This is a genomic window from Streptomyces omiyaensis, assembly GCF_014650895.1.
Classification (GTDB): domain Bacteria; phylum Actinomycetota; class Actinomycetes; order Streptomycetales; family Streptomycetaceae; genus Streptomyces; species Streptomyces omiyaensis.
In genome coordinates, this window is record NZ_BMVV01000006.1 from 327,211 (window position 1) to 350,974 (window position 23,764).

Annotated in this window: 22 protein-coding genes; 15 read left to right on the plus strand and 7 right to left on the minus strand. The window is 73.5% G+C overall.

What is annotated here, in order from left to right; translation table 11 throughout:
* Window positions 1–6: 6 nt before the first annotated feature.
* Window positions 7–1,149: an NADH-quinone oxidoreductase subunit D gene (locus IE287_RS13250; RefSeq protein WP_189849181.1), complete on the minus strand. Its 1,143-nt coding sequence runs from the start codon at window positions 1,147–1,149 to the stop codon at window positions 7–9.
* A 177-nt stretch (window positions 1,150–1,326) separates the two neighbouring features.
* Entirely contained in the window at window positions 1,327–2,328 is a 1,002-nt protein-coding gene (locus tag IE287_RS13255) for an SAM-dependent methyltransferase (RefSeq protein WP_189849182.1), read from the minus strand.
* Between the two features lie 96 nt (window positions 2,329–2,424).
* On the opposite strand from IE287_RS13255, the gene IE287_RS13260 reads away from it, so the two are divergent.
* Together IE287_RS13260 and IE287_RS13265 are read left to right on the plus strand one after the other, a co-directional pair.
* Window positions 2,425–3,627: a sensor histidine kinase gene (locus IE287_RS13260; RefSeq protein WP_189849183.1), complete on the plus strand. Its 1,203-nt coding sequence runs from the start codon at window positions 2,425–2,427 to the stop codon at window positions 3,625–3,627.
* A gap of 37 nt (window positions 3,628–3,664) precedes the next feature.
* Window positions 3,665–4,339 carry a response regulator gene (locus IE287_RS13265; RefSeq protein WP_189849184.1) on the plus strand — a complete coding sequence of 225 codons (675 nt, stop codon included), beginning with the start codon at window positions 3,665–3,667 and terminating at the stop codon, window positions 4,337–4,339.
* A 17-nt stretch (window positions 4,340–4,356) separates the two neighbouring features.
* Here the strand turns inward: IE287_RS13265 and IE287_RS13270 are convergent, their stop codons facing one another.
* Complete coding sequence (locus tag IE287_RS13270; protein WP_229883458.1) at window positions 4,357–5,448, minus strand: DUF5937 family protein; 1,092 nt, start codon at window positions 5,446–5,448, stop codon at window positions 4,357–4,359.
* 100 nt (window positions 5,449–5,548) lie between these two features.
* Between IE287_RS13270 and IE287_RS13275 the strand changes: the two genes are divergently transcribed.
* Window positions 5,549–5,788, plus strand: coding sequence for a hypothetical protein (locus IE287_RS13275; protein WP_189849186.1), 240 nt, complete (start codon window positions 5,549–5,551; stop codon window positions 5,786–5,788).
* On the opposite strand, the gene IE287_RS13280 is transcribed toward IE287_RS13275, so the two are convergent.
* Window positions 5,745–6,854, minus strand: a complete 1,110-nt coding sequence (locus tag IE287_RS13280) for a threonine aldolase family protein (protein WP_189849253.1) — start codon at window positions 6,852–6,854, stop codon at window positions 5,745–5,747. The two genes, IE287_RS13275 and IE287_RS13280, sit on opposite strands and share 44 nt — an antisense overlap.
* 386 nt (window positions 6,855–7,240) lie before the next feature.
* Here IE287_RS13280 and IE287_RS13285 point away from each other — a divergent pair, with 386 nt between their 5' ends.
* The 10 genes from IE287_RS13285 (at window position 7,241) to IE287_RS13330 (ending at window position 15,326) form a co-directional block, all read left to right on the plus strand.
* Window positions 7,241–8,200 carry a Rossmann-like and DUF2520 domain-containing protein gene (locus IE287_RS13285; RefSeq protein ID WP_189849187.1) on the plus strand — a complete coding sequence of 320 codons (960 nt, stop codon included), beginning with the start codon at window positions 7,241–7,243 and terminating at the stop codon, window positions 8,198–8,200.
* Entirely contained in the window at window positions 8,197–9,267 is a 1,071-nt protein-coding gene (gene panC / locus IE287_RS13290; protein ID WP_189849188.1) for a pantoate--beta-alanine ligase, read from the plus strand. The genes IE287_RS13285 and panC overlap by 4 nt, the downstream gene beginning before the upstream one ends.
* Window positions 9,264–10,955, plus strand: coding sequence for an L-aspartate oxidase (locus IE287_RS13295; RefSeq protein ID WP_189849189.1), 1,692 nt, complete (start codon window positions 9,264–9,266; stop codon window positions 10,953–10,955). The genes panC and IE287_RS13295 overlap by 4 nt, the downstream gene beginning before the upstream one ends.
* On the plus strand, window positions 10,952–11,965 hold the full coding sequence (gene nadC, locus IE287_RS13300; protein ID WP_189849190.1) for a carboxylating nicotinate-nucleotide diphosphorylase: 1,014 nt from the start codon (window positions 10,952–10,954) through the stop codon (window positions 11,963–11,965). Before IE287_RS13295 ends, nadC begins: the two co-directional genes overlap by 4 nt.
* Window positions 11,965–12,771 carry a type III pantothenate kinase gene (locus tag IE287_RS13305; protein WP_189849191.1) on the plus strand — a complete coding sequence of 269 codons (807 nt, stop codon included), beginning with the start codon at window positions 11,965–11,967 and terminating at the stop codon, window positions 12,769–12,771. Before nadC ends, IE287_RS13305 begins: the two co-directional genes overlap by 1 nt.
* 181 nt (window positions 12,772–12,952) lie before the next feature.
* Window positions 12,953–13,531, plus strand: coding sequence for a hypothetical protein (locus IE287_RS13310; RefSeq protein WP_189849254.1), 579 nt, complete (start codon window positions 12,953–12,955; stop codon window positions 13,529–13,531).
* 14 nt (window positions 13,532–13,545) lie between these two features.
* Window positions 13,546–13,722, plus strand: a complete 177-nt coding sequence (locus IE287_RS13315; protein ID WP_189849192.1) for a hypothetical protein — start codon at window positions 13,546–13,548, stop codon at window positions 13,720–13,722.
* Between the two features lie 127 nt (window positions 13,723–13,849).
* A complete protein-coding gene (locus tag IE287_RS13320) occupies window positions 13,850–14,263 on the plus strand; it encodes a BlaI/MecI/CopY family transcriptional regulator (protein WP_189849193.1) in 414 nt (137 codons plus the stop codon).
* A 16-nt stretch (window positions 14,264–14,279) separates the two neighbouring features.
* Window positions 14,280–14,789: an amino-acid N-acetyltransferase gene (locus IE287_RS13325; protein ID WP_189849194.1), complete on the plus strand. Its 510-nt coding sequence runs from the start codon at window positions 14,280–14,282 to the stop codon at window positions 14,787–14,789.
* A gap of 198 nt (window positions 14,790–14,987) precedes the next feature.
* Window positions 14,988–15,326, plus strand: coding sequence for a histone-like nucleoid-structuring protein Lsr2 (locus IE287_RS13330; RefSeq protein ID WP_189849195.1), 339 nt, complete (start codon window positions 14,988–14,990; stop codon window positions 15,324–15,326).
* On the opposite strand, the gene IE287_RS13335 is transcribed toward IE287_RS13330, so the two are convergent.
* On the minus strand, window positions 15,305–15,901 hold the full coding sequence (locus IE287_RS13335; RefSeq protein ID WP_189849196.1) for an SCO3374 family protein: 597 nt from the start codon (window positions 15,899–15,901) through the stop codon (window positions 15,305–15,307). The genes IE287_RS13330 and IE287_RS13335 overlap by 22 nt on opposite strands.
* A gap of 473 nt (window positions 15,902–16,374) precedes the next feature.
* Here IE287_RS13335 and IE287_RS13340 point away from each other — a divergent pair, with 473 nt between their 5' ends.
* Window positions 16,375–18,894 carry an ATP-dependent Clp protease ATP-binding subunit gene (locus tag IE287_RS13340; RefSeq protein ID WP_189849197.1) on the plus strand — a complete coding sequence of 840 codons (2,520 nt, stop codon included), beginning with the start codon at window positions 16,375–16,377 and terminating at the stop codon, window positions 18,892–18,894.
* 81 nt (window positions 18,895–18,975) lie between these two features.
* Here IE287_RS13340 and IE287_RS13345 read toward each other — a convergent pair whose 3' ends face one another.
* The gene (locus tag IE287_RS13345) at window positions 18,976–21,972 is read right to left on the minus strand and encodes an NACHT N-terminal Helical domain 1-containing protein (protein ID WP_189849198.1); all 2,997 of its coding nucleotides are present in this window, start codon (window positions 21,970–21,972) and stop codon (window positions 18,976–18,978) included.
* A 476-nt stretch (window positions 21,973–22,448) separates the two neighbouring features.
* On the opposite strand from IE287_RS13345, the gene IE287_RS13350 reads away from it, so the two are divergent.
* On the plus strand, window positions 22,449–23,165 hold the full coding sequence (locus tag IE287_RS13350) for a M23 family metallopeptidase (RefSeq protein ID WP_189849199.1): 717 nt from the start codon (window positions 22,449–22,451) through the stop codon (window positions 23,163–23,165).
* Between the two features lie 11 nt (window positions 23,166–23,176).
* Here IE287_RS13350 and IE287_RS13355 read toward each other — a convergent pair whose 3' ends face one another.
* The gene (locus IE287_RS13355; RefSeq protein ID WP_189849200.1) at window positions 23,177–23,734 is read right to left on the minus strand and encodes a TetR/AcrR family transcriptional regulator; all 558 of its coding nucleotides are present in this window, start codon (window positions 23,732–23,734) and stop codon (window positions 23,177–23,179) included.
* Between the last annotated feature and the right edge of the window lie 30 nt (window positions 23,735–23,764).

The following is a 23,764-nucleotide window of genomic DNA, read 5'->3' on the forward strand; positions in this document are numbered from 1 at the left end:
GGACGGTCACTTGTCGATGTCGCCGACGACGAAGAAGAACGACCCCAGGATCGCGACCATGTCCGCGACCAGGGTCCCCGGCAGCAGCTCCACCAGCGCCTGGATGTTGTTGTACGAGGCGGAGCGCAGCTTCAGCCGGTACGGCGTCTTCTCGCCCTTCGACACCAGGTAGTAGCCGTTCAGCCCGAGCGGGTTCTCCGTCCAGGCGTACGTGTGCCCCTCCGGGGCCTTCAGCACCTTCGGCAGCCGCTGGTTGACCGGCCCCTGCGGCAGCTCGGCCAGCCGGTCCAGGCAGGCGTCCGCCAGCTCCAGCGCGTTGTGCGTCTGCTCCAGCAGGCACTCGAAGCGGGCCAGGCAGTCGCCCTCCTCGCGGACGACGACCCGCAGGGTGTCCTGGAGCTCCCCGTAGGCCAGGTACGGCTCGTCGCGCCGCAGGTCGAAGTCGACGCCCGAGGCGCGGGCGATCGGCCCGGACACCCCGAAGGCGTGCACGGTCTCCCGGTCCAGGACGCCGACCCCGCGGGTGCGGGCCCGGAAGATCTCGTTCCCGAGGACCAGCCGGTCGTAGACGTCCATCCGCGAGCGCACGTCGGCGACGGACTGCCGGGCCCGGCCGAGCCACCCCGCCGGCAGGTCCTCCTTGAGGCCGCCGACCCGGTTGAACATGTAGTGCATCCGGCCGCCGGAGACCTCCTCCATCACCGTCTGGAGCTCCTCGCGCTCCCGGAAGGCGTGGAAGACGGGCGTGATCCCGCCCAGCTCCAGGGGGTACGACCCCAGGAACATGAGGTGGTTGAGGACCCGGTTCAGCTCCGCGAGCAGCGTCCGCAGCCACACGGCCCGCTCGGGCACCTCCATGCCGAGCATCCGCTCGACGCCCATGACCACACCGAGCTCGTTGGAGAACGCCGACAGCCAGTCGTGGCGGTTGGCCAGCATGACGATCTGGCGGTAGTCCCGCGCCTCGAAGAGCTTCTCGGCGCCCCGGTGCATGTAGCCGACGACCGGCTCGGCGTGCCGGATGACCTCGCCGTCGAGCACGAGCCGCAGCCGGAGCACGCCGTGCGTGGAGGGGTGCTGCGGGCCGATGTTCAGCACCATGTCGGTGCTCTCCGCCGCGCCGCCGATGCCGACCGTGGTCTCCGTCATGCCGGACAGTATCCCCCGCCGGACGGCCCGCCGAGGGGCCAGGGCTCCCGCCTGTGGACAACCCCGCCCCCGGCTCTCCGAACCTGTGGACAACCACCCGGAAGCCCCCCGCCGTCCGCCCCTCTTCCCCTCCCGCCGCGCCCTTCCTTGCTCTTTCCCCGCTCCCCCGCTCCTCCCTCAGACCCGCTGGCTCAGCCACAGGAAGTCGCCCAGCCCGCCGCGCGCGGTCAGCTCGGCCGCCTCCCCGGCGGCGGACAGCGCCCGCACGTACGCCGCCGGATCGGTCGAGGCCAGCGCCAGCGGCGGCCGGCCGCCGCTGACACCGAGCCGGTGCAGCGCCTCCCGCTGGGTCGTCAGCTCCGCCGCCACGCGCGCGGGGACCGCCGCCGCGCAGGCGTCCAGGGCCACGTGCGCGGTGAGGTCGCCGGTGCCGTCCGGGACCGGGGCGACCTCGCGGCCCGCCCGGAAGCCGGTCAGCGTGCCGAAGGGCGGCCGGGAGCCCCGCAGGTGCCCGTAGTCCACCGCCACCGCCCGGCCCGCCGCCAGCGAACCGACCGCCGCCGCCCAGGCCTCGTCCCGCGGCCGGCCGATCTCGGCCCGCTCGCCCGGCTCGGACAGCGGCCACCAGCGGGCCAGCCACGCGGCGTCCGGCCCGTCGACCGGGGCGCCCGGCCGCTCCGTGCCGTCGGCGCGGACCTCCACGTACCGCACCGTGCCGTCCTCGTCGACCTCGGCGACGTCCACCGGCACGTTGTCCAGCCACTCGTTCGCGAACAGGAGACCGCGCACCCCCCGCGGCGGCCGGCCGGTCCACTCCACCCGGGGATCGAGCCCGTCCGGCCGGGCGGCCCGCTCGACCGCGTACGCCCGCACCCGCAGTCCGTCAGGGACCGCCGCCAGCACCCCGGCCACCAGCTCGCCCCGGCCCGCGCCCATGTCCACCAGGGCGACCTCGTCCGCCGCCAGCTCCTCCGCCGTCGCCACGAGCAGCCGGGCCACCGCCGCGGCGAAGAGCGGCGAGGCGTGCACCGAGGTGCGGAAGTGCCCCGCGGGGCCCTCCGGGCGCAGGAAGAAGCCCCCCGGGCCGTACAGCGCCCGCTCCGCGGCCTCCCGCCAGCCCCGCCACTCCCGCCCGCCGCCCCCGCGCGGGTCCGTCCCGTCCGTCGCCTCATCCGTCACGGAGCCCAGTCTCCACCCCGGGGCGTACGGGCCGAGCCGCAAGGATCGACCCCACGGTTGATCCCCCGCCCCCGGCCGTTCCCTACTCTGGGTTACGTGCAGCGCCTCTACGACTTCATCCGCAGCCACCCGACGGGCGTCGACGTCTTCTGGGCCCTCGCCCTCCTCGGGATGTCCGTGCTGTGGATCGGGTCGACGTCCCCCTCCCTCGCGCCCGTGGCCGGGTACGGGGTCGTCGCCGTGCTCTTCTCCGTGGTCGTCGCGCTGCGCCGGAAGGCGCCGGAGCGGATGCTCGTGCTCGCGGTCCTGCTCGGCGTCGTCCAGCTGCTCCTCGACATCGCGCCGTTCATGGCGGACTTCGCGATGCTCGTCGTGATCTTCACCGTCGCCGCCCACGACGGCCCCCGCTGGGCCTCCCGGCTCGCCCTCGTCGGCGGCCTCTGCGCGGCCCCCCTCTCCCAGGTGCGCTGGCCGCTGGAGGGCGACGTCTCGGTTCCCGGGCAGGTCTTCTTCACGGTGATCATGGCCGTGCCGTTCGCCCTCGCCTGGGTCCTCGGCGACTCGCTCCGCACCCGCCGCGCCTACTTCGCGCAGCTGGAGGAGAAGGCCGCCCGGCTGGAGAAGGAGCGGGAGGCCCAGGCCAAGGTCGCGGTGGCCGCCGAGCGGGCCCGGATCGCCCGCGAGCTCCACGACGTCGTCGCGCACAACGTCTCCGTCATGGTCGTGCAGGCCGACGGCGCCGCCTACGTCATGGACTCCTCCCCGGAGACCGCCAAGCAGGCCCTGGAGACCATCTCCGCCACCGGCCGGCAGGCGCTCGCGGAGATGCGCCGCCTCCTCGGCATCCTGCGCACCGGCGAGCACCGGGAGGCGGGGGAGTACGTGCCGCAGCCCGACGTGGAGCAGATCGAGGAGCTCGTCGAGCAGGTCAGGAGCGCCGGGCTCACCGTCGACCTCGCCGTCGAGGGCACCCCCCGCGCGCTGCCCACCGGCGTCGGCCTGACCGCCTACCGGATCGTCCAGGAAGCCCTCACCAACACCCGCAAGCACGGCGGCCCCGACGCGGGCGCCAGCGTCCGGCTCGTCTACTTCGACGACGGCCTCGGCCTGCTCGTCGAGGACGACGGCCGGGGCGCGCCCCAGGAGATGTACGAGGACGGCGGGGCCGACGGGCGCGGCCACGGCCTCATCGGCATGCGGGAACGGGTCGGCATGGTGGGCGGCACCCTCGACGCGGGACCGCGTCCGGGCGGCGGCTTCCGGATCAGCGCCCTGCTGCCGCTCAAACCCGCACACTGAGAGCCCGAGCCCCGTCCCCACCCACCGAAGGAACCGCATGTCCATCCGCGTGATGCTCGTCGACGACCAGGTGCTCCTGCGCACCGGTTTCCGCATGGTGCTGGCCGCCCAGCCGGACATGGAGGTCGTGGCGGAGGCGGGCGACGGGGCGGAGGCCCTGGAGGTGCTGCGGTCCACGGCGGTCGACGTGGTCCTCATGGACGTCCGGATGCCGCGGCTCGACGGGGTGGAGGCGACCCGCCGGATCTGCGCCGCCCCCGACGCCCCCAAGGTGCTCATCCTGACCACCTTCGATCTCGACGAGTACGCCTTCTCCGGCCTGAAGGCCGGTGCGAGCGGCTTCATGCTGAAGGACGTGCCCCCGGCCGAGCTGCTCGGCGCGATCCGCTCGGTGCACAGCGGCGACGCGGTGGTCGCCCCCTCGACCACCCGCCGGCTCCTCGACCGCTTCTCCCCGATGCTCCCCTCCTCCGGCCGCGACCCCGAGCACCACGAGCTGGAGCGGCTGACCGAGCGCGAGCGCGAGGTCATGCTCCTCGTCGCCCAGGGCCTCTCCAACGGCGAGATCGCCGCCCGGCTCGTCCTCTCGGAGGCGACGGTCAAGACCCACGTGGGCCGCATCCTCACCAAGCTGGGCCTGCGCGACCGCGTCCAGGTCGTCGTCCTCGCGTACGAGACGGGACTGGTCCGCGCGGGCGGCGCCAAGGGCTGAGGACCGGCCCGCGCGGCTCAGCGCAGCACCGACTCCAGGAAGTCGCTGCCGAGCCGGGAGACGACGGAGAAGTCGAGCTGGTGCAGGACGTACCGGCCCCGGCGGCGGGTGCTCAGCAGGCCCGCCTTCCGCAGGACGGCCAGGTGGCGCGAGACCTCCGGGGCGGTGATGCCGTGCGTGTCGGCCAGCTCGCTCGTCGAGTACGGGCCCCGCGCCAGGCTCCGGCACAGCCGCATCCGCACCGGGTGGGCGAGCGCGTCGAGGCGCAGCCCCACGGTCTCCACCGATTCCAGGCCGCCGACCTCGCGGCTCGCCGCCGGATACATGATCACCGGCTGCCAGCCGGGCGAGTACAGGGCCATCAGGTGCGGTCTGCCGAAGGCGCTCGGCACCAGCGTCAGCGCCCCGTCCCGGGCGTCCGCCCGGGCCTCCATCAGCTTGTCGACCACGATCCGGGCGCTGTGGCCGTCCTCCTCCAGACTCAGCGCCGCAGAGGCGTCCGCCAGGGCGTCGGCCAGCCCCTTGTGGCGCATCAGCTCCGTCTTGTGGCGGGCGTCGGCGGCGAGCTGGACCCGGATCCGGCGCCAGGCGTCGGCGAAGAACGCCTCGTCGCAGTCCTCCAGGAGGCGCCGGATCCACGCGCGCGTGGCGGTGGGCGAGGCGAGCATCCGCTCGGCGAAGGCGGCCTGGCGCGGGCCGCGCGCGGCGGCCAGGTCGAGGGCCCGCCGCGCCGACCGCTCGTCGACCAGCGGGGACGGGATGTCGCCCCGGGCGTAGCGGGGGCTGCACGAGATCTCCAGGGCGGCGCCGACGAACCGCTCGTCGTCGATCCGGTCGAGGTCGTCGAGCTCCTCGGCCAGGGTCTCCCGGGGCCGCGCGGGCAGCAGGAAGTCCGCACGGGTCGACCGCCACATGAAGTCGGCCTCCAGGAGCCGGTCGGCGAGGCCGGGCTCCAGGGCGGTCGCGGTCGCCGTCGCCCACGCGTGGTGGGCGGGATGGTGCCCCGGTTCCGCCAGGACGTGGACGGCGTTGCCGAGTTCGGCCAGCGGCGAGGGGCAGAACACGATCCGCTCGGGCGGCACTCCGGTGATGTCGATGGTCACGCTCACGCCCCCATGGTGCGGGACGCGGGGGGAGGCCCGTCGCTCCGATTGACGAGGGCCGTCAAACGACGGGCGGGGGACGCGGATCCGGTACCAGGCTGAGCCCATGGACGCGCTGCAGCAGCACCTCTTCGACAGCTACCGGGCCGCGCAGCGGGGCGAGCCCGCGCCGCCCGCCCCCGGCACCCACGACGTCGCCGTGGTCCGGGGGCTCCGCGACCGGCGCCGCTTCGAGCGGGTGGTGGCCGGCCGGCCCGCGACCGGCCGGCTCCGCGAGTCCCTGGCCCGGGCCGTGGCGCGCCTCAGCGGGCGACGAGCGCCAGGAAGTCCCGTACGGCCTTCCTGACGTCCTCCGCCGTCCACTCCGTGCCCGCCGCCGCCACCGTCACCTCGGTGAAGGCCGTCCCCGGCGGGCCGCCCGCGCCCGGGGCGGACCAGCGGCGGAAGAGACAGGTCCCGGTCCGCTCGGTCAGGGCGAGCGCCGCCGCCGTGAGGACGTCCGGCTCGTACGGCAGCCACACCTGGAACTGGTGGGTGTGCGGCGCCTCCGGGTGGATCCGGAACCAGCCGGGGCCGCCCTCCTCCGCGAGCGCCTCGCGCAGCGCCCCGGCCACCACGCGCGCGTGGGCCACGTACGACGGCAGCCGGGGCAGCTCGGTGTCCAGGCCGCGCAGCGCCGCGAGCGCCACCGGGTACTGCTGGAAGACCCGGCCCCCGTACCGGTGGAGCCAGACGCGCGCCTCCGCCACCAGCTCCTCGGGCCCCGCGAGCGCGGCCCCCGACATCCCGTCGAGGGACTTGTAGAAGGAGACGTACACGCTGTCCGCGAGGCCGGCGATCTCCGCGAGCGGGCGGCCGAAGTGCGTCGGGCACTCCCACAGCCGGGCGCCGTCGAAGTGGACCACCGCGTCCCGCTCCCGGGCCGCGTCGACCGTCGCGGTCAGCTCCTCCCAGGTCGGCAGCACGAAGCCGGCGTCCCGCAGCGGCAGCTCCAGCATCAGCGTCCCGAAGGGCTCGGGGTGGTCCCGCACCTCGTCGGCCGTCGGCAGCCGGGGCGCGTCCGTCGGGTGGACCGTCCGCAGCCCCGACACCGCCTCCAGGGCGCCGCCCTCGTGGACCTCGGGGTGGGCCAGCGGGTGCAGGGCGACGACGGGGCTGCCGGTGCGCCCGGCCCAGCAGCGCAGCGCCACCTGCTGGGCCATGGTGCCGGTGGGGAAGAAGACGGCCGCGGGCATGCCGAGCTCCGCCGCGATCCGCTCCTCCAAGACCTCGACGAGGCCGTCGCCGTACACGTCGAGGGCCGCGTCCGCGAGGTCCGCCGCGTCCGTCCAGTCGGCGAGCGCGCGCAGCCGGCCGCCGACCGTGCCGTCCACGGACGGGCGCCACAGCGAGCGGGCGGCCCCGCCCCACACCTGGCCCCGGTACCGCCGCGCCGCACCCTCGTCGGGCGCCTCCGCGGCCTCCCCGCCGCCCGTCGTGCCGGCCTCCCCGCCGCCCGTCGTCGCCGCGGCCCCGCCCGTCGTGCCGGTGTCCGTCGGGCCGGCGGCCCCCTCGGTCGCCGTCCCGCCGGCCGTCGTCCCCGCGGCCCCGCCGGCCGTCTCGCCGGCGGTTCCGCCGGTCACCTCACCGGATGTCCCCGGTGGCAGCTCGTCCGCATCCATGGACAGATCATCACACCGTCACCCGCACCGCCGCCCGCGGCCTGTGGACAGCCAGGGGGAGGGACGAAACGCTGGCGTAGCATGACCAGAAATCGTCCGGTACCCGCCGAGGACTGGAACGGAAGGCCGTACCCACCGTGAACGCACCAGCAGCGCCAGAGCCCCGGGCCGAGGACCGACCCGCCCGGCTCACCGTCGGAGTCGTCGGCGCCGGCCGCGTGGGCCCCGCCCTCGCCGCCTCCCTCCAGCTCGCCGGGCACCGCCCCGTCGCCGTCTCCGCGGTCTCCGACGCCTCCCGGCGCCGGGCCGCCGAGCTGCTGCCGGACGTGCCGGTCGTGGAGCCCGCGCGCGTGCTGGCCCTCGCCGACCTCGTCCTGCTCACCGTCCCGGACGACGCCCTGCCGGGCCTCGTCGAGGGCCTCGCCGGGACCGGCGCCGTCCGCCCCGGACAGCTGATCGTCCACACCTCGGGGCGGTACGGCGCCCGGGTCCTGGACCCGGCCCGCCGCGCGGGCGCGCTCCCGCTGGCCCTCCACCCGGCGATGACCTTCACCGGCACCGCCGTCGACGTGCAGCGGCTGGCCGGCTGCTCCTTCGGGGTGACCGCGCCGGAGGAGCTGCGGCTCGCCGCCGAGGCCCTGGTCATCGAGATGGGCGGGGAGCCCGAGTGGATCGCCGAGGAGGCCCGGCCGCTCTACCACGCGGCCCTCGCCCTCGGCGCGAACCACCTGGTCACCCTGGTGGCCCAGTCGATGGAGCTGCTCCGCACGGCCGGCGTCGCCGCCCCCGACCGGATGCTCGGCCCCCTCCTGGGCGCCGCCCTCGACAACGCGCTGCGGTCCGGTGACGCGGCCCTGACCGGCCCCGTCGCCCGCGGCGACGCCGGCACGGTCGCCGCCCACGTGGCCGAGCTGCGCAAGCACGCGCCCGGCACCGTCGCCGGCTACCTGGCGATGGCCCGCACCACCGCCGACCGGGCGCTCGCCCACGGCCTGCTCAAGCCGGAGCTGGCCCAGGACCTGCTGGGCGTCCTCGCCGCCGACCCCGCCGCCGACACGACCGGCCCCGCCGACGGGCCGCGAGGAGACGACCGATGAGCCCGTCCGCCCCGACGAACCCCGGCCGCCGCGCGCCGGCGGAGCTCGTCTCCACGCGCGCGGAGCTGGAGCGGGCGCGGTCCCGCTTCGGCGGCGAGCCGGGCACCAACGCCGTCGTGATGACCATGGGCGCCCTCCACGAGGGCCACGCCACCCTGATCAGGGCCGCCCGCGCGCGGGCCGGCGCGCACGGCTCCGTCGTCGTCACCGTCTTCGTCAACCCGCTCCAGTTCGGCGCCGGCGAGGACCTGGACCGTTACCCGCGCACCCTCGACGCCGACGTGGAGCTGGCCTCCGCCGCCGGCGCCGACGCCGTCTTCGCCCCCTCCGTCGACGAGGTCTACCCCGGCGGGCAGCCCCAGGTCCGGATCACCGCCGGCCCCATGGGCGACCGGCTGGAGGGCGCCTCCCGGCCCGGGCACTTCGACGGCGTCCTCACCGTCGTCGCCAAGCTGCTCCACCTGACCCGCCCCGACCTGGCCTTCTTCGGGCAGAAGGACGCCCAGCAGCTGGCCGTCATCCGCCGCATGGCACAGGACCTGAACTTCCCGGTCGAGATCGTCGGCGTCCCGACCGTCCGCGAGACCGACGGCCTCGCCCTGTCGAGCCGCAACCGCTACCTCTCGGCGCCGGAGCGGCACACCGCCCTCGCCCTGTCGAGGGCCCTGTTCGCGGCCCGCGAGCGGCTCGCCGCGCAGGAGGCGCTGCACGCGCGCGCCCGCGCGCTGCCCGCCGCCCAGGGGCGGGCCGGGAGCCGCGCCGAGGAGCTCTCCCGGCTCGGCGAGGCCCGGGCCGCCGCCGACGCCCACGCGGTCGCGCAGGCCGTCGAGGGCGGGGGCGCCGAGGCCGTCCGGGCTGCGGCGCGGGCGGTCCTGGACGAGGCGGCGAAGGCCGAGCCGCCGCTGGTCCTCGACTACCTGGCCCTGATCGACCCGGCCGACTTCACCGAGGTCGAGGACGCCCACCGGGGCGAGGCGATCCTCGCGCTCGCCGCGCGCGTGGGCACCACCCGCCTCATCGACAACATCCCGCTGACCTTCGGAGCCACCCAGGGAGCCGCCACGTGACCGGAATACGGCTGCACGCCCCCGCGCCGGGCTGGGACATCGACGCCGACGTCGTCGTGGTCGGCTCCGGCGTCGCCGGACTGACGGCCGCCCTGCGCTGCACCGCCGCCGGGCTCCGTACGGTCGTCGTCACCAAGGCCAACCTGGACGACGGCTCCACCCGCTGGGCCCAGGGCGGCATCGCCGCCGCGCTCGGCGAGGGCGACACCCCCGGCCAGCACCTGGACGACACCCTCGTCGCCGGCGCCGGGCTGTGCGACGAGCCGTCCGTCCGCCTCCTCGTCACCGAGGGCCCGGACGCCGTCCGCCGGCTCATGGCCACCGGCGCCGACTTCGACCGCACCGACGACGGCGAGATCGCCCTCACCCGCGAGGGCGGCCACCACCGCCGCCGGATCGCCCACGCGGGCGGCGACGCCACCGGCGCGGAGATCTCCCGGGCCCTGGTCGAGGCCATCCGCGAGCGGGGCGTCCACACCATCGAGCACGCGCTCGTCCTCGACCTCCTGAAGGACGCCGAGGGCCGCACGGCCGGCGTCACCCTGCACGTCATGGGCGAGGGCCAGCACGACGGCGTCGGCGCCGTCCGCGCCCCCGCCGTGGTCCTCGCCACCGGCGGCATGGGGCAGGTCTACTCCGCTACCACCAACCCGTCCGTCTCCACCGGCGACGGCGTCGCCCTCGCGCTCCGCGCCGGCGCCGAGGTCTCCGACCTGGAGTTCGTGCAGTTCCACCCGACCGTGCTCTTCCTCGGCGCCGGCGCCGAGGGCCAGCAGCCGCTGGTCTCCGAGGCGGTACGCGGCGAGGGCGCCCACCTGGTCGACGCGGACGGCGTCCGCTTCATGCTCGGGCAGCACGAGCTGGCCGAGCTGGCGCCCCGGGACATCGTCGCCAAGGCGATCACCCGCCGCATGCAGGAGCGGGGGGCCGAGCACATGTACCTCGACGCCCGGCACTTCGGCGCCGAGATGTGGGAGCAGCGCTTCCCGACGATCCTGGCCGCCTGCCGGGCGCACGGCATCGACCCGGTCACCGACCCGATCCCGGTCGCCCCGGCCGCCCACTACGCCTCCGGCGGCGTCCGCACCGACCTGCACGGCCGCACCACGGTCCCCGGCCTGTACGCCTGCGGCGAGGTCGCCTGCACGGGCGTGCACGGCGCCAACCGCCTCGCCTCGAACTCCCTCCTGGAGGGCCTGGTCTTCGCCGAGCGGATCGCCGCGGACATCGCCGAGCACGGCCCGCACCGCGAGGGCGTGCCGCGGACCGAGCCCGGCCAGACGGTGCTGACGCTGCTCGCGCCCGAGGTCCGCCGGGAGATCCAGCGGATCATGACCCGGGACGCGGGCGTGCTGCGCTCGGCCGCCTCCCTGACGGCCGCCGCCGACGCCCTGGAGGCCCTCCGGCAGGACGCCGAGGAGGAGCGCAAGGCCGCGGAGCCGGGCGTCGACTCCTGGGAGACCACCAACCTGCTGTGCGTGGCCAGGGTCCTGGCCGCGGCCGCCCTGGCGCGCGAGGAGACCCGCGGCTGCCACTGGCGCGAGGACCGTCCGGACCGGGACGACGAGCGGTGGCGCCGCCACCTGGTCGTCCGCCTCACGCCCGACCGCCGGCCGGTGGTGCGCACCACCGAGACCGCGGACTTTCCGCCCGTAACCCCCGAAGCCCCCAGGGAGCCGCAGCCGTGAGCACGCCCGAGGAAGCCCGTCCCGAGCCCGTGGACGTCCCTCTCATCCAGATCAGCTCCTACGAGGAGTCCGGCGGCTGCGGCGACGGCTGCGGCTGCGGCGGCGAGGAGGAGTACGAGTGCGGGCTCGACCCCGCGCTCGCCCAGCTGCTCGCCGACGCCGGCCTCGACCCCGTCCAGGTCGAGGACATCGCCCACCTGGCGATCGCCGAGGACCTCGACGGCGGCGTGGACGTGACGACCGTGGCGACCGTCCCCGAGGACGCCGTCGCGACGGCCGACTTCGTGGCCCGCGAGGCCGGTGTGGTCGCCGGCCTGCGGGTGGCGGAGGCGGTCCTGTCGATCGTCTGCACCGAGGAGTTCGAGGTCGAGCGGCACCGCGAGGACGGCGAGCGCGTCGAGCCGGGCGACCTGCTCCTCAGCGTCACCGCCCGCACCCGCGACCTGCTGACCGGCGAGCGCAGCGCGCTGAACATCCTGTGCCGCCTCTCCGGCATCGCCACCGCCACGCGCGCGTGGGCGGACGCCCTGGAGGGCACCGCGGCCAAGGTCCGCGACACCCGCAAGACGACGCCGGGCCTGCGCGCCCTGGAGAAGTACGCGGTCCGCTGCGGCGGCGGCGTCAACCACCGGATGTCGCTCTCGGACGCCGCGCTGGTGAAGGACAACCACGTGGTGGCGGCCGGCGGGGTCGCCGAGGCCTTCAAGGCCGTCCGCGAGGCCTTCCCCGAGGTGCCGATCGAGGTCGAGGTCGACACCATGCACCAGGTCCGCGAGGTGCTGGACGCGGGCGCCGACCTGATCCTGCTGGACAACTTCACCCCGGGCGAGACCGAGGAGGCCGTGGCCCTGGTCGCCGGCCGCGCGGTCCTGGAGTCCTCCGGCCGGCTGACGCTGGAGAACGCCGCCGCCTACGCGGCGACCGGGGTGGACTACCTGGCGGTCGGCGGTCTCACGCACTCCTCCCCGATCCTGGACGTCGGCCTCGACCTGCGCGAGGTGCGCGGCTGATGCTGCTCACCATCGACGTCGGCAACACGCACACGGTCCTCGGGCTCTTCGACGGCGAGGAGATCGTCGAGCACTGGCGGATCTCCACGGATCCCAGCAGGACCGCCGACGAGATGGCGGTCCTGCTCCAGGGCCTGATGGGCATGCACCCGCTGCTCGGCGCCGAGCTGAGCGACGGCATCGAGGGGATCGCGATCTGCGCCACGGTCCCCTCGGTCCTGCACGAGCTGCGCGAGGTGACCCGCCGCTACTACGGGGACGTGCCCGCCGTTCTCGTGGAGCCCGGGGTGAAGACGGGCGTGCCGATCCTCACCGACAACCCCAAGGAGGTCGGGGCGGACCGCATCATCAACGCGGTCGCGGCGGTCGAGCTCTACGGCGGTCCGGCGATCGTCGTCGACTTCGGCACGGCGACCACGTACGACGCGGTCACCGCGCGCGGGGAGTACGCGGGCGGCGCGATCGCCCCCGGCATCGAGATCTCGGTCGAGGCGCTGGGCGTGAAGGGCGCGATGCTCCGCAAGATCGAGCTGGTCCGGCCGCGCGGGGTGATCGGGAAGAACACGGTCGAGGCGATGCAGTCCGGCATCGTCTTCGGCTACGCGGGCCAGGTCGACGGCGTCGTCGCCCGCATGAAGCGCGAGCTGGTCGGTCCGAAGGGCGACCCCTCCGACGTCACGGTGATCGCCACCGGCGGTCTCGCGCCGATGGTCCTGCGGGACTCGGCGGAGATCGACCGCCACGAGCCGTGGCTGACCCTGATCGGCCTGCGCCTGGTCTACGAGCGGAACGTCTCCCGCATGTGACGCCCCCGGGCGCCCCGTCGTCGCGGGTGATCGCACCCGCGACGACCCGCCTTCGCGCGGGGGAGGGAATCCGCAGGTGGCGGGGGTCCGGGGCCGACGCGCCGAATGATCGCTAAGCGAAATTTGTCCGATTAGCGCGTATCGTCGGCCCATGCCCACGCCATACGGATCCCGCGGCGGCATGGCGTTCAGCGCGGACGAGCTGCGTGTGCTCCGCCGTGCCCTCGCCAACGCCCTCCACCCCGCCCCCCTCCCGGAGGGGGACGTCCACGACGTCCTCCGCCTGACCGAATCCGTGGACGAGGCCGTGCGCGAGGCCACCCGGTTGCGCGCCTTCCTCCTCGACGACCTCGCCCGCTACCGCGAGGCCCTCCCCGGCTCGCTCCCCGGCTACCTGGACCTCCTGGAGGGCGCCCTGCTCGGCGGGTACGACCCCGGGGCCGACGACCTCGCCGCCCTGCGCGCCCTGCGCGGCAACCCCGCCGCGGCCCGGCTGCTCGCCCGCTGCCAGGTCCTCGCCGAGCGCTCCGTGCGCGCCCGCCTCGCCCGCGTCTCCCAGGCCACCGCGAGCGCCGCCCCGGCCCCCGCCTCGCGGGCCCGGCTGCTCGCCCTGCCCGGCGGGCGCGCCGCCGAGGAGCCCCGCCCCAAGCCGCCCGGCCCGGTCCCCGCCGAGCGCCCGGTGCCCAAGCCCTCCGAGGTCTTCCCGCCGCGCCGCCGTCCCGTCCCGCCGCCCCCGCCCGAGGAGCGGGCCGCGGGCTAGCTACTCTGGTCGCCATGGACTACGTATCCGCGCTTTTGCCCCCCGTCGTGATGGCTGCGTTCTTCATCGCCCTCATCGTCGTGATCGTCAAGACCCAGGGCGGCCCCAACAAGGCCAAGGAGGACGCGGCGGTCGACGCGGCCCTCGCCCGCGCGGAGGCCGCCCGCCGGCCGGACCGCGACGCCGCGTAGGTCCCGGAGGACGCGAGGCCCCGAGGGGCGCACGACCGGTCGCGGTCATGCGCCCCTTTTGTCGTGTCACGGCCGCGCTCGGGGATCAATGACTGGTATTCCCGGTATCTCCCACTAGGGTGAGCCTGTGCCCCGCCCCTTGGGAGAACTCGAAGACGCCGTCATGACGCGCATCTGGCAATGGAACCGGCCGGTGACCGTCCGGGAAGTCCTGGAAGACCTCCAGCAGGAACGCTCCATCGCCTACACCACCGTCATGACCGTCCTGGACAATCTCCATCAGAAGGGCTGGGTGCGCCGGGAAGTCGAAGGCCGCGCCTATCGATATACGGCGGTCTCCACCCGTGCCGCCTACTCGGCCGCACTGATGAACGAAGCCTGGGGGCAGAGCGACAACCCCGCGGCCGCCCTGGTCGCCTTCTTCGGGATGATGTCGCCGGAACAGCGCGAGTCCCTCAACGACGCCATCCGCATCGTCCAGCGCGACAACCCGATCCCCGCCGTGCCGGAGGAGGGCGGAGGGGAACCCGCCGCCTCCTAGCGGTACCGTCCCCCTCATGTCGAAAGCCATCACGGTCCGCCGCGCCCGCACCTCCGACGTGGCCGCCGTCCGGCGCCTGGTCGACCCGTACGTGCGCCGCGGGATCCTGCTCGACAAGGCGACCGTGACGTTTTACGAGCACATCCAGGAGTTCTGGGTCGCGGAACGCGACGAGGACGCCGAGGTCGTCGGAGTCGGCGCCCTGCACGTCATGTGGGAAGACCTCGCGGAAGTCCGCACACTCGCCGTCGATCCCGAGTTCAAGGGCGCCGGCGTCGGTCATCAGCTGCTCGCCAAGTTGTTGCACACCGCACGCTGGCTCGGTGTCCGCCGGGTTTTCTGTCTCACCTTCGAAGTCGACTTCTTCGCGAAGCACGGCTTCGTCGAGATCGGTGAGACCCCGGTCGACGGAGATGTCTACAGCGAGCTCCTCCGTTCCTATGACGAGGGTGTCGCCGAGTTCCTCGGTCTCGAACGAGTGAAGCCGAACACCTTGGGCAACAGCCGGATGCTTCTGCACCTCTGAGCGGAAGCCGGACGGAAGCCGGGCGGGAAGCCCGGCGGAAGCCGGAGGGGAAGCCGGGGGAAGACCGGTGGAACCCTATGTCCGAATCGCGCACGTTTCCCGCGTTGTCGAGGTTCTGAACCTCTGCCAGGGGTTTGTGTTTTTCCGGGAAAAGCGGTTTCCTTTCCGCGTACTGCATTTTCGATGAAAGGAAATCCGGTGGCACAGAAGGTTCAGGTCCTTCTTGTCGACGACCTCGACGGCGTCGAGGCGGACGAGACCGTGACGTTCGCGCTGGACGGCAAGACCTACGAGATCGACCTCACCACCGCCAACGCGGAAAAGCTCCGTGGCCTGCTCGAGCCGTACACCGCGAACGGGCGCCGCACCGGCGGTCGCACCACCACGGGCCGCGGCAAGGGCCGCGTCGCCGCCTCCGGCAGCGGCCAGGACACGGCGAAGATCCGCGCCTGGGCCAAGGAGAACGGCATGGAGGTCAACGACCGCGGCCGCGTTCCCGCCCACGTCAAGGCGGCCTACGAGGACGCGAACCGCTGAGGCGTCCCCCGCTGGGCAGCCGATCCGACGGCGCGCACGCCCAGCAGTCGCAGCCGATGGCACTCCACCGCGGCGGCGGCGACCAGGCGCGTCAGGCACGGGGCCTCCGCACGGCCCCAGGGCCCGGACCTCGACGCCGGCAGCGAGGACTCCACCTCGCGCCCCGGCTCGGGGGCCCGCAGCCACACGGCGGCGCCCGGCGCGCCGGATCCGCCCCGCCCGGGAGGCGGGGGAGCGGTCATCCGGCCGTCGGCGCCCAGTGCCGCGAGATCGAGTGAGATTCCGCCCCACTCCAGCCACTCCAGCAGCCCGGGAAGCTCCTCCGCGCTCCCCGCGGCCACCAGGAGCCGCATGCGGCGCCCCATCAGCGCCACCGGCCCCGTGGCGGCGCCCACCCGGCGCAGCACCCCCCGGCCGGCCGCCGCGGGCAGCTCCAGCACGTCGAAGCGGAGTCCCGTCACCAGCTGCACCGGCGGGCCCGGCACCGTCGCCCACCCGAGCTCCCGCTCGTACCAGAGCGCGAGCGCCCGGTCGCCGTCGAGCGGCGAGCGGGGAGACGGGACGGCGAAGGGCATGCCGGGGGAACTCCCGGGGGGCCGCGTAGGTTACGGCTCCCGGCGCCACCGGTGACGTAACGTTCCGGTCCGGGGACCCGAGGTGTCCGGTAATGGGGCGTACGAGTGCATTCGACGGCGCAACTCTGTTCGCTGGTAGCGGAGGGAACCCGGGTGTGCCGCATGGAGTGTCCGACCCTGCGGGTAAGACATTCCTAGTGGAGAGGGGTGACTCGTCCGGCCGGGCCGTCTCACGTTCGCCATCGGCGTACTCAAGGCGGGGGTAACTACTTGGCCTGCGGGAACATCGTCTCGCACCATCGAGTTGGAGCATTTGTCGGCTGTTCGGCAGCGGCCCACCCCAAGGACATGGGGGTGATCCGGACGGATGTCGGCAGTTGGAATGAGCGGTCCCCGCTTGCGGGACTAAGCTGCGGAAGGACAGGGAGGGGATCGACCCCTAACTGACTGACCGCTCTGAGGAGCGATTAACGATGTTCGAGAGGTTCACCGACCGCGCGCGGCGGGTTGTCGTCCTGGCTCAGGAAGAAGCCCGGATGCTCAACCACAACTACATCGGCACCGAGCACATCCTTCTGGGCCTTATCCACGAGGGTGAGGGTGTCGCCGCTAAGGCCCTGGAGAGCCTCGGGATTTCGCTCGAGGCGGTCCGCCAGCAGGTGGAGGAGATCATCGGCCAGGGCCAGCAGGCCCCGTCCGGCCACATCCCCTTCACCCCTCGTGCCAAGAAGGTCCTGGAGCTCTCGCTCCGCGAGGCCCTCCAGCTCGGCCACAACTACATCGGCACCGAGCACATCCTGCTCGGCCTGATCCGCGAGGGCGAGGGCGTCGCCGCCCAGGTCCTCGTGAAGCTGGGCGCCGATCTGAACCGGGTCCGGCAGCAGGTCATCCAGCTGCTCTCCGGTTACCAGGGCAAGGAAGCCGCCACCGCCGGCGGCCCTGCCGAGGGCACCCCCTCGACGTCCCTGGTCCTCGACCAGTTCGGCCGCAACCTCACCCAGGCGGCCCGCGAGTCCAAGCTCGACCCGGTCATCGGGCGCGAGAAGGAGATCGAGCGGGTCATGCAGGTGCTGTCCCGCCGCACCAAGAACAACCCGGTCCTCATCGGCGAGCCCGGCGTCGGCAAGACCGCCGTCGTCGAGGGCCTGGCGCAGGCCATCGTCAAGGGCGAGGTGCCCGAGACCCTCAAGGACAAGCACCTCTACACCCTGGACCTCGGCGCGCTGGTCGCCGGCTCCCGCTACCGCGGTGACTTCGAGGAGCGCCTGAAGAAGGTCCTCAAGGAGATCCGCACCCGCGGCGACATCATCCTGTTCATCGACGAGCTCCACACCCTCGTGGGTGCGGGCGCCGCCGAGGGCGCGATCGACGCCGCCAGCATCCTCAAGCCGATGCTGGCCCGCGGTGAGCTCCAGACCATCGGTGCCACCACCCTCGACGAGTACCGCAAGTACCTGGAGAAGGACGCCGCGCTCGAGCGCCGCTTCCAGCCCATCCAGGTCGCCGAGCCGTCGCTGCCGCACACCATCGAGATCCTCAAGGGTCTGCGCGACCGTTACGAGGCGCACCACCGCGTCTCCATCACCGACGAGGCCCTCGTCCAGGCCGCGACCCTGGCCGACCGGTACATCTCGGACCGCTTCCTCCCGGACAAGGCGATCGACCTGATCGACGAGGCCGGCTCCCGGATGCGCATCCGCCGGATGACCGCGCCGCCGGACCTCCGCGAGTTCGACGAGAAGATCGCCGGCGTCCGCCGCGACAAGGAGTCCGCGATCGACTCGCAGGACTTCGAGAAGGCCGCGTCCCTGCGCGACAAGGAGAAGCAGCTCCTCGCCGCGAAGGCCAAGCGCGAGAAGGAGTGGAAGGCCGGCGACATGGACGTCGTCGCCGAGGTCGACGGCGAGCTGATCGCCGAGGTCCTCGCGACCGCCACCGGCATCCCGGTCTTCAAGCTGACCGAGGAGGAGTCCTCGCGCCTGCTCCGCATGGAGGACGAGCTCCACAAGCGCGTCATCGGCCAGAAGGACGCCGTCATCGGCCTCTCGCGCGCCATCCGGCGCACGCGGGCCGGTCTGAAGGACCCGAAGCGTCCCGGCGGCTCGTTCATCTTCGCCGGTCCGTCCGGTGTCGGTAAGACCGAGCTTTCGAAGGCCCTCGCCGAATTCCTCTTCGGCGACGAGGACGCGATGATCTCCCTCGACATGTCGGAGTTCAGCGAGAAGCACACGGTTTCGCGTCTCTTCGGCTCGCCGCCCGGATACGTCGGCTACGAAGAGGGCGGCCAGCTCACCGAGAAGGTGCGCCGCAAGCCGTTCTCCGTCGTCCTCTTCGACGAGGTCGAGAAGGCCCACCCCGATATCTTCAATTCCCTGCTCCAGATCCTGGAGGACGGTCGCCTGACCGACTCCCAGGGCCGGGTCGTGGACTTCAAGAACACGGTCATCATCATGACGACCAACCTCGGGACCAGGGACATCTCGAAGGGCTTCAACCTGGGCTTCGCCGCCCAGGGCGACACGAAGTCCAACTACGAGCGGATGAAGGCGAAGGTCAGCGAGGAGCTGAAGCAGCACTTCCGCCCCGAGTTCCTCAACCGTGTGGACGACGTCATCGTCTTCCCGCAGCTGACCCAGGACGACATCCTCCAGATCGTCGACCTGATGATCGGCCGCGTGGACGAGCGCCTCAAGGACCGGGACATGGGCATCGAGCTCTCCCAGTCGGCGAAGGAGCTCCTGGCGAAGAAGGGCTACGACCCGGTCCTGGGTGCCCGCCCGCTCCGCCGGACGATCCAGCGCGAGATCGAGGACACCCTCTCGGAGAAGATCCTCTTCGGCGACCTCCGTCCCGGCCACATCGTGGTCGTCGACACCGAGGGCGAGGGCGAGGAGCGCACGTTCACCTTCCGCGGCGAGGAGAAGTCGGCCCTGCCCGACGCGCCTCCGGTCGCGGCCGGCGAGACGGGCCCGAACCTCTCCAAGGAAGCGTGACGCACGCGCCGAGCGCGTAGCGGTGCCCTGAGGGGCGGCCCCGGAACCGACACGGTTCCGGGGCCGCCCCTTTTCCCGTGCTCAGAGGACGGACAGCACGCGGACGGAAAGCTGCTCGGCCCCCACCACCCGGCGGCCGCCGCCCACGACGCTGATCGCCTTCAGATCGCTGAGCTCCGCCGCGGCGGAGACGTCGAAGGGGCCGGACAGGAAGAGGCTGAGGCCGAGGAGACGAAGGCCGGGGAAGACCTTCACCAGCCGCTCCAGCGAGCCCCCGGAGGCAGGAGGGACGACACAGGTCATCCCCTGGACGCCGGCCAGCACGACGCCCTCGGGGAAGTCGTCCAGCCATCCGATGTCGATCGTCAGCGTGCGAAGCGAGGGCAGAGCGGACAAGGAGCGCCAGAGACCGGACGGCGCCCGATGTCCGGCCGGCAGCCGGAGCTCGTACAGACCGGGGTGGCGAGCCAGCCCCGAGAGATCGTCCCGGGGCCAGGAAGTGGAGTGGAGCTTCCCCAGAGGCGCGCGTGGGGGGAGCTCGGAGACCCGCCACTCCGCGAGCCCGGAGAGCCGCAGGGATTCCAGCCGGGTGAGTCCGGCGGACGCGGCGGGGTCCAGGCGGGTGCCCTCTCCTTGCAGCTCCAGCTCGCGCGGGTCGCACCGGACCAGCAGCTCCGCCACTCGGCCGGTGGAGACGGCGCCGCCGATCTCCAGGCTCTCCGGCGTCAGCCCCAGCCGCAGCAGTTCCGCCGCGCGGTCGTCGTCGGCGGCCTGGTAGCGCAGCTCGGTGGGGTCGAGGCGGGCGATGACGTCCTCCCCGTACGCGCGCGGGTCGAAGCGGTGCCAGGCCCAGACGAGCTGGGCCCGCACCACGAGCGAGGGGTGGTCGGCGTAGCGGGCCAGGAAGGGGACGGCCGCGTCGGAGACGATGTGGCTGGCCGCCGTGACGACCAGGTGGGCCGTGCTCTCGTCCAGGCCCTCCGGGCCCGGCAGCAGGTCCAGGACCATCCGGCCCACCGAGGCCAGCTCCCGGGCCTCGTCGGGGGTGCGGGGCGGGACGACCTCCTCCGTGCGCCGCAGGATCTCCTCCCGCACCTCCGGGGGCACCTCCGTCGCGTGGGCGAGGGCCGTCGCCGCCAGCAGGACGAGTCTCGTCCGGGCCGGGCGGTCCTCCGCCGCGTCCGCCGCGGCCAGCAGCTCGCGCAGGATCTCCGCCGCCTCGCGCGGGCGGCCGTGGCCGACGGCCATGCGGACGACGTCCTCCCAGCGGTCGTCCGTCGCGTGGCGGACGAGGACGCCGATGTCCCAGTGGTCGACCAGGGCCTTGGCCGCCAGGTAGTCCTGGAAGGTGCGGTGGACGAAGGCGATCGTGTCGGCGGTGGGCTCGCGGAGGAGGCCGCTGCGGTGGAGGAGGTGGGTGAGGATCCGGTCCGGCGGGGCGTCGGCGAGACCCAGGGCCGGGAGGGCCTCGGTGACCAGGGCCCGTGCGCGGGAGCGGTCCATGACCAGGCGGTCGTTGAGCGTCAGCCAGTACGCCAGTCGCTGGACGAGCTGGATCTGCGGGGCCTCGTCCAGCGTCACGCCGTAGGGGTCGCCCATGCCCCGCTCGCGGTCGCGGCGGGTGAGGAGCATCGCGAGGGCGGCCTCGTAGAGGGGCTTGCGGCCCCGGGGGAGGTAGCCGCGGCGGTCGCGGTGGAGGGCGCAGATCAGACCGCACATGAGGGGGTTGGTCGCCAGCTGGGCGACGTGTTCCGTGGTCCGGAGGGAGTCGAGGAGCTGCTGCTCGTACGGCGCGGCCGAGGGGCCCGCCGCGCGGTGCCAGCGGCGGACGAAGGTGGTCATCTCGGCGGGGGACATGGGGGAGAGGGTCAGCTCGGTGAAGCCGTCGCGGGCCAGCCAGTCGTCGCGCACGGCGGTGGGGCGGGAGGTCACGAGCCAGCGGTTGCCGTCCCCGTACGCGGCGAGCAGCCCGCGCAGCCAGTCGCGGGCGCGGCCGCGTCCGGCCTCGGGGATCTCGTCGATGCCGTCGACGAGGACGAGGCCCCGGCCGGCGGCGAGGACGCGGTCGGCCCAGCCGTCGGGCGGGGTGAGCGGGCAGTCGGCGGCGGAGAGGAAGCGGTCCGCTTCGGGGAGCCGTTCGCCGTGGCGGGTGAGGGTGCGCAGGGGGAGCACGAAGGGGATGCGGCCGTGGAGGTACCCCATGCCGTCGGCGGGGGGCGTGGCGCAGGCGGCGACGGTCAGCCACTGGACGAGCGTCGACTTGCCGGAGCCGGCCTGCCCGCGGAGCAGGATCCGTTCGTGGGCGGCCGGGGCGAGGTCGGCGCGGAGGGTGACGTACTCCTGGTGGGGGTGGTCCGGGTGGGGCCCGGCCGCCGCCTCCAGGGACAGGTAGGCGACGTCGAGGGGCCAGTCCTCGCCGGAGTCGTGCAGGTCGATGCCGTAGATCGTCAGGTGGCCGTGCCTGCGGGCCAGGTGGGCGAGGTAGCGGCGCTCGAAGGCGGCGTCCTCGGCGAGCGGGGCCGGGTTCGCCGCCGCGACGGCGTCGAGCTTCGCGGCCAGGGCGGCCTGGCCGCGGGTCTGCTCGACGAGGGTGCGGGCGACGAAGGAGGGGCTGCGGGTGAAGGACTCCAGGATGTGGCGGCAGGCCCACTCGGTGGCGGTCTCCAGGTAGAGGACCGAGTCGGAGGAGAGTCCGTCGGGGGCGGGGGCCGCCGCGCGCAGGCGCCGGGCGAGGGCCCGGTGGCCGAGGTGGACGGCCTGGACGTCGTCCATGTCGAGGTCGCCGAGGGCCAGCAGGTGGGCGGCGAGGGCGTCGGTGACGGCCTCGGTCTCGTCGGCGGGGAAGGGCGGCTCGCCGGGGCCGCGGCGGGTCCGGTCCACCAGGGTGGCGGCCAGCCTGCGGACGTCCTTCTCGGTGAGGGAGCGCCGCTCGCCGCGGAAGGAGAGCAGGGAGGAGAGCCGTACGGGCGGGTCCTGGCCGGTGAGCCCGGCCCCTGGTACGTCGCTGACCAGCAGTTTCTTCAGCAGCGGGCCGATCGCGGCCGTCGCGAGACGGGTGGCGATGAGAGCCGGTTCCATGCCTGATCCCCCCAGAGGTCCCCGATGCGGCCAGCGTAGTGCGGGACGGCCTCCGGACGGCTCCGGTTGCGTGACCCAGGTCGCAGTGGCAGGGGCGGGCCGGTGACAAGGCGCACAGGGGTTTCGAGGGGTACTAGACGGGATCGTAGTGATGAAAGGGTGCGAATCGGGACGTTCAGTCGTCAATCACCGGGACCTACGTCCCAAGAGGGTCGAATCGGGTGTCGCGCCGCCTTTCGGGCCTTTCCCGGCCCGGTCGACGTGGGGTTAAACCCGGAAGCTTGGGTTGATATGTCCGATTTCAAGGAGGGTGTCCGGGGGTGTCAAGGGGTGTATTCCGGTGGAGATCGCTACGACCTGGTGTCGTAGATGGGGTGTTTTGGGATGACCTGGGTGGCGGGTTACCAAGGAACGGCCAGCCCGGCGCAACGCACCGATCGCGTCGGGTCCCGTTCTGCCCGGAGGTCTTCCCCCGTATGTCGAAGCGCATCATGAACCCCACCGTCCGCGTCACCGCCGTCGCCCTCGCCACCGCCGGTCTGGGAGCGTCGCTGGTGGCCGGCGCCGGGTCTGCCTTCGCCGCCGAGAGCAAGGCCGCCCCGCTCGCCGGTACCGCGGCCGCCGCCGTCAAGACGCAGGCCGAGACCCAGGCCAAGGTCGCCGCCCTGAAGGCGACCCAGGCCAAGGCCGTCAAGGCGAAGGCCGCGAAGGCCGCCCAGGTGAAGGCCGCGGCCAAGAAGGCCGCCGCCAAGCCGGTCGCCGCGAAGAAGGCGAAGGGCTGGGTCAAGCCGGTCACCTCGTACACCCTCAGCGCCAGCTACAACCAGGGCGGCGCCATGTGGGCCCACAAGCACTCCGGCCAGGACTTCGCCGTCCCGACCGGCACCCCGGTCAAGGCCGCCGGCGCCGGCACCGTCGTGAAGGCCGGCCCGAACGGCGGCGGCGACGGTCCCGCGTACGGCAACGCCATCGTGGTGAAGCACGCCAACGGCACGTACTCGCAGTACGCCCACCTGTCGAAGATCAAGGTCCACATCGGCCAGAAGGTCGCCGCCGGCCAGCAGATCGCCCTCTCGGGCAACACCGGCAACTCCTCCGGCCCCCACCTGCACTTCGAGATCCGTACGACCCCGAACTACGGCTCCTCCGTCAACCCGGCCGCGTTCCTGCGGACCCACGGCGTCTCTCTCTGACGCCCGACGGTCTACCGGCCCCGGTGGGCCTGACCGATCAGATCGAGGGCGACCTCGAGGACGGCCTCGTGCTTCTCCTCGGGGTCGCCCTCGACGTTCTGCATGAAGAAGGTGCCCGCGTGCAGCGTGAAGATCGCGCTCACGCAGCGGACCTTGTCGACCGTGTCGAGGTCCGGCTCCTGGACCAGCTCGGTCACCGCGAGCATGCGCTCCTTGAAGGTGAGCCCGACGCTCAGCTCCCGCACCGTCGCCTGGTTCTCCTGCATGAAGCGGTAGAGGGGGGCGGCGGCGCGCAGGGCCACCTGGTAGCGGCGGAGCACCTCCTCCTTGGTCCCGACCGTCCGCGGCTGCCCCTGGGCCCACTCGATCAGCTCGTCCATGGGGCGGGTGAGGTCCTCGAAGATGCCGACGAGGATGTCCTCCTTGGTCTTGAAGTGGTAGTACAGCGCGGCCTTGGTGACGTCGAGGCGTTCCGCGATCTCCCGGAGCGAGGTCTTCTCGTAGCCCTGTTCGGCGAACAGGTCGAGCGCCACGTCCTGGATGCGCTGGCGGGTGTTGCCTCGGGCCATGGCTGTTCACTCCCACTTTCCACAAAACTT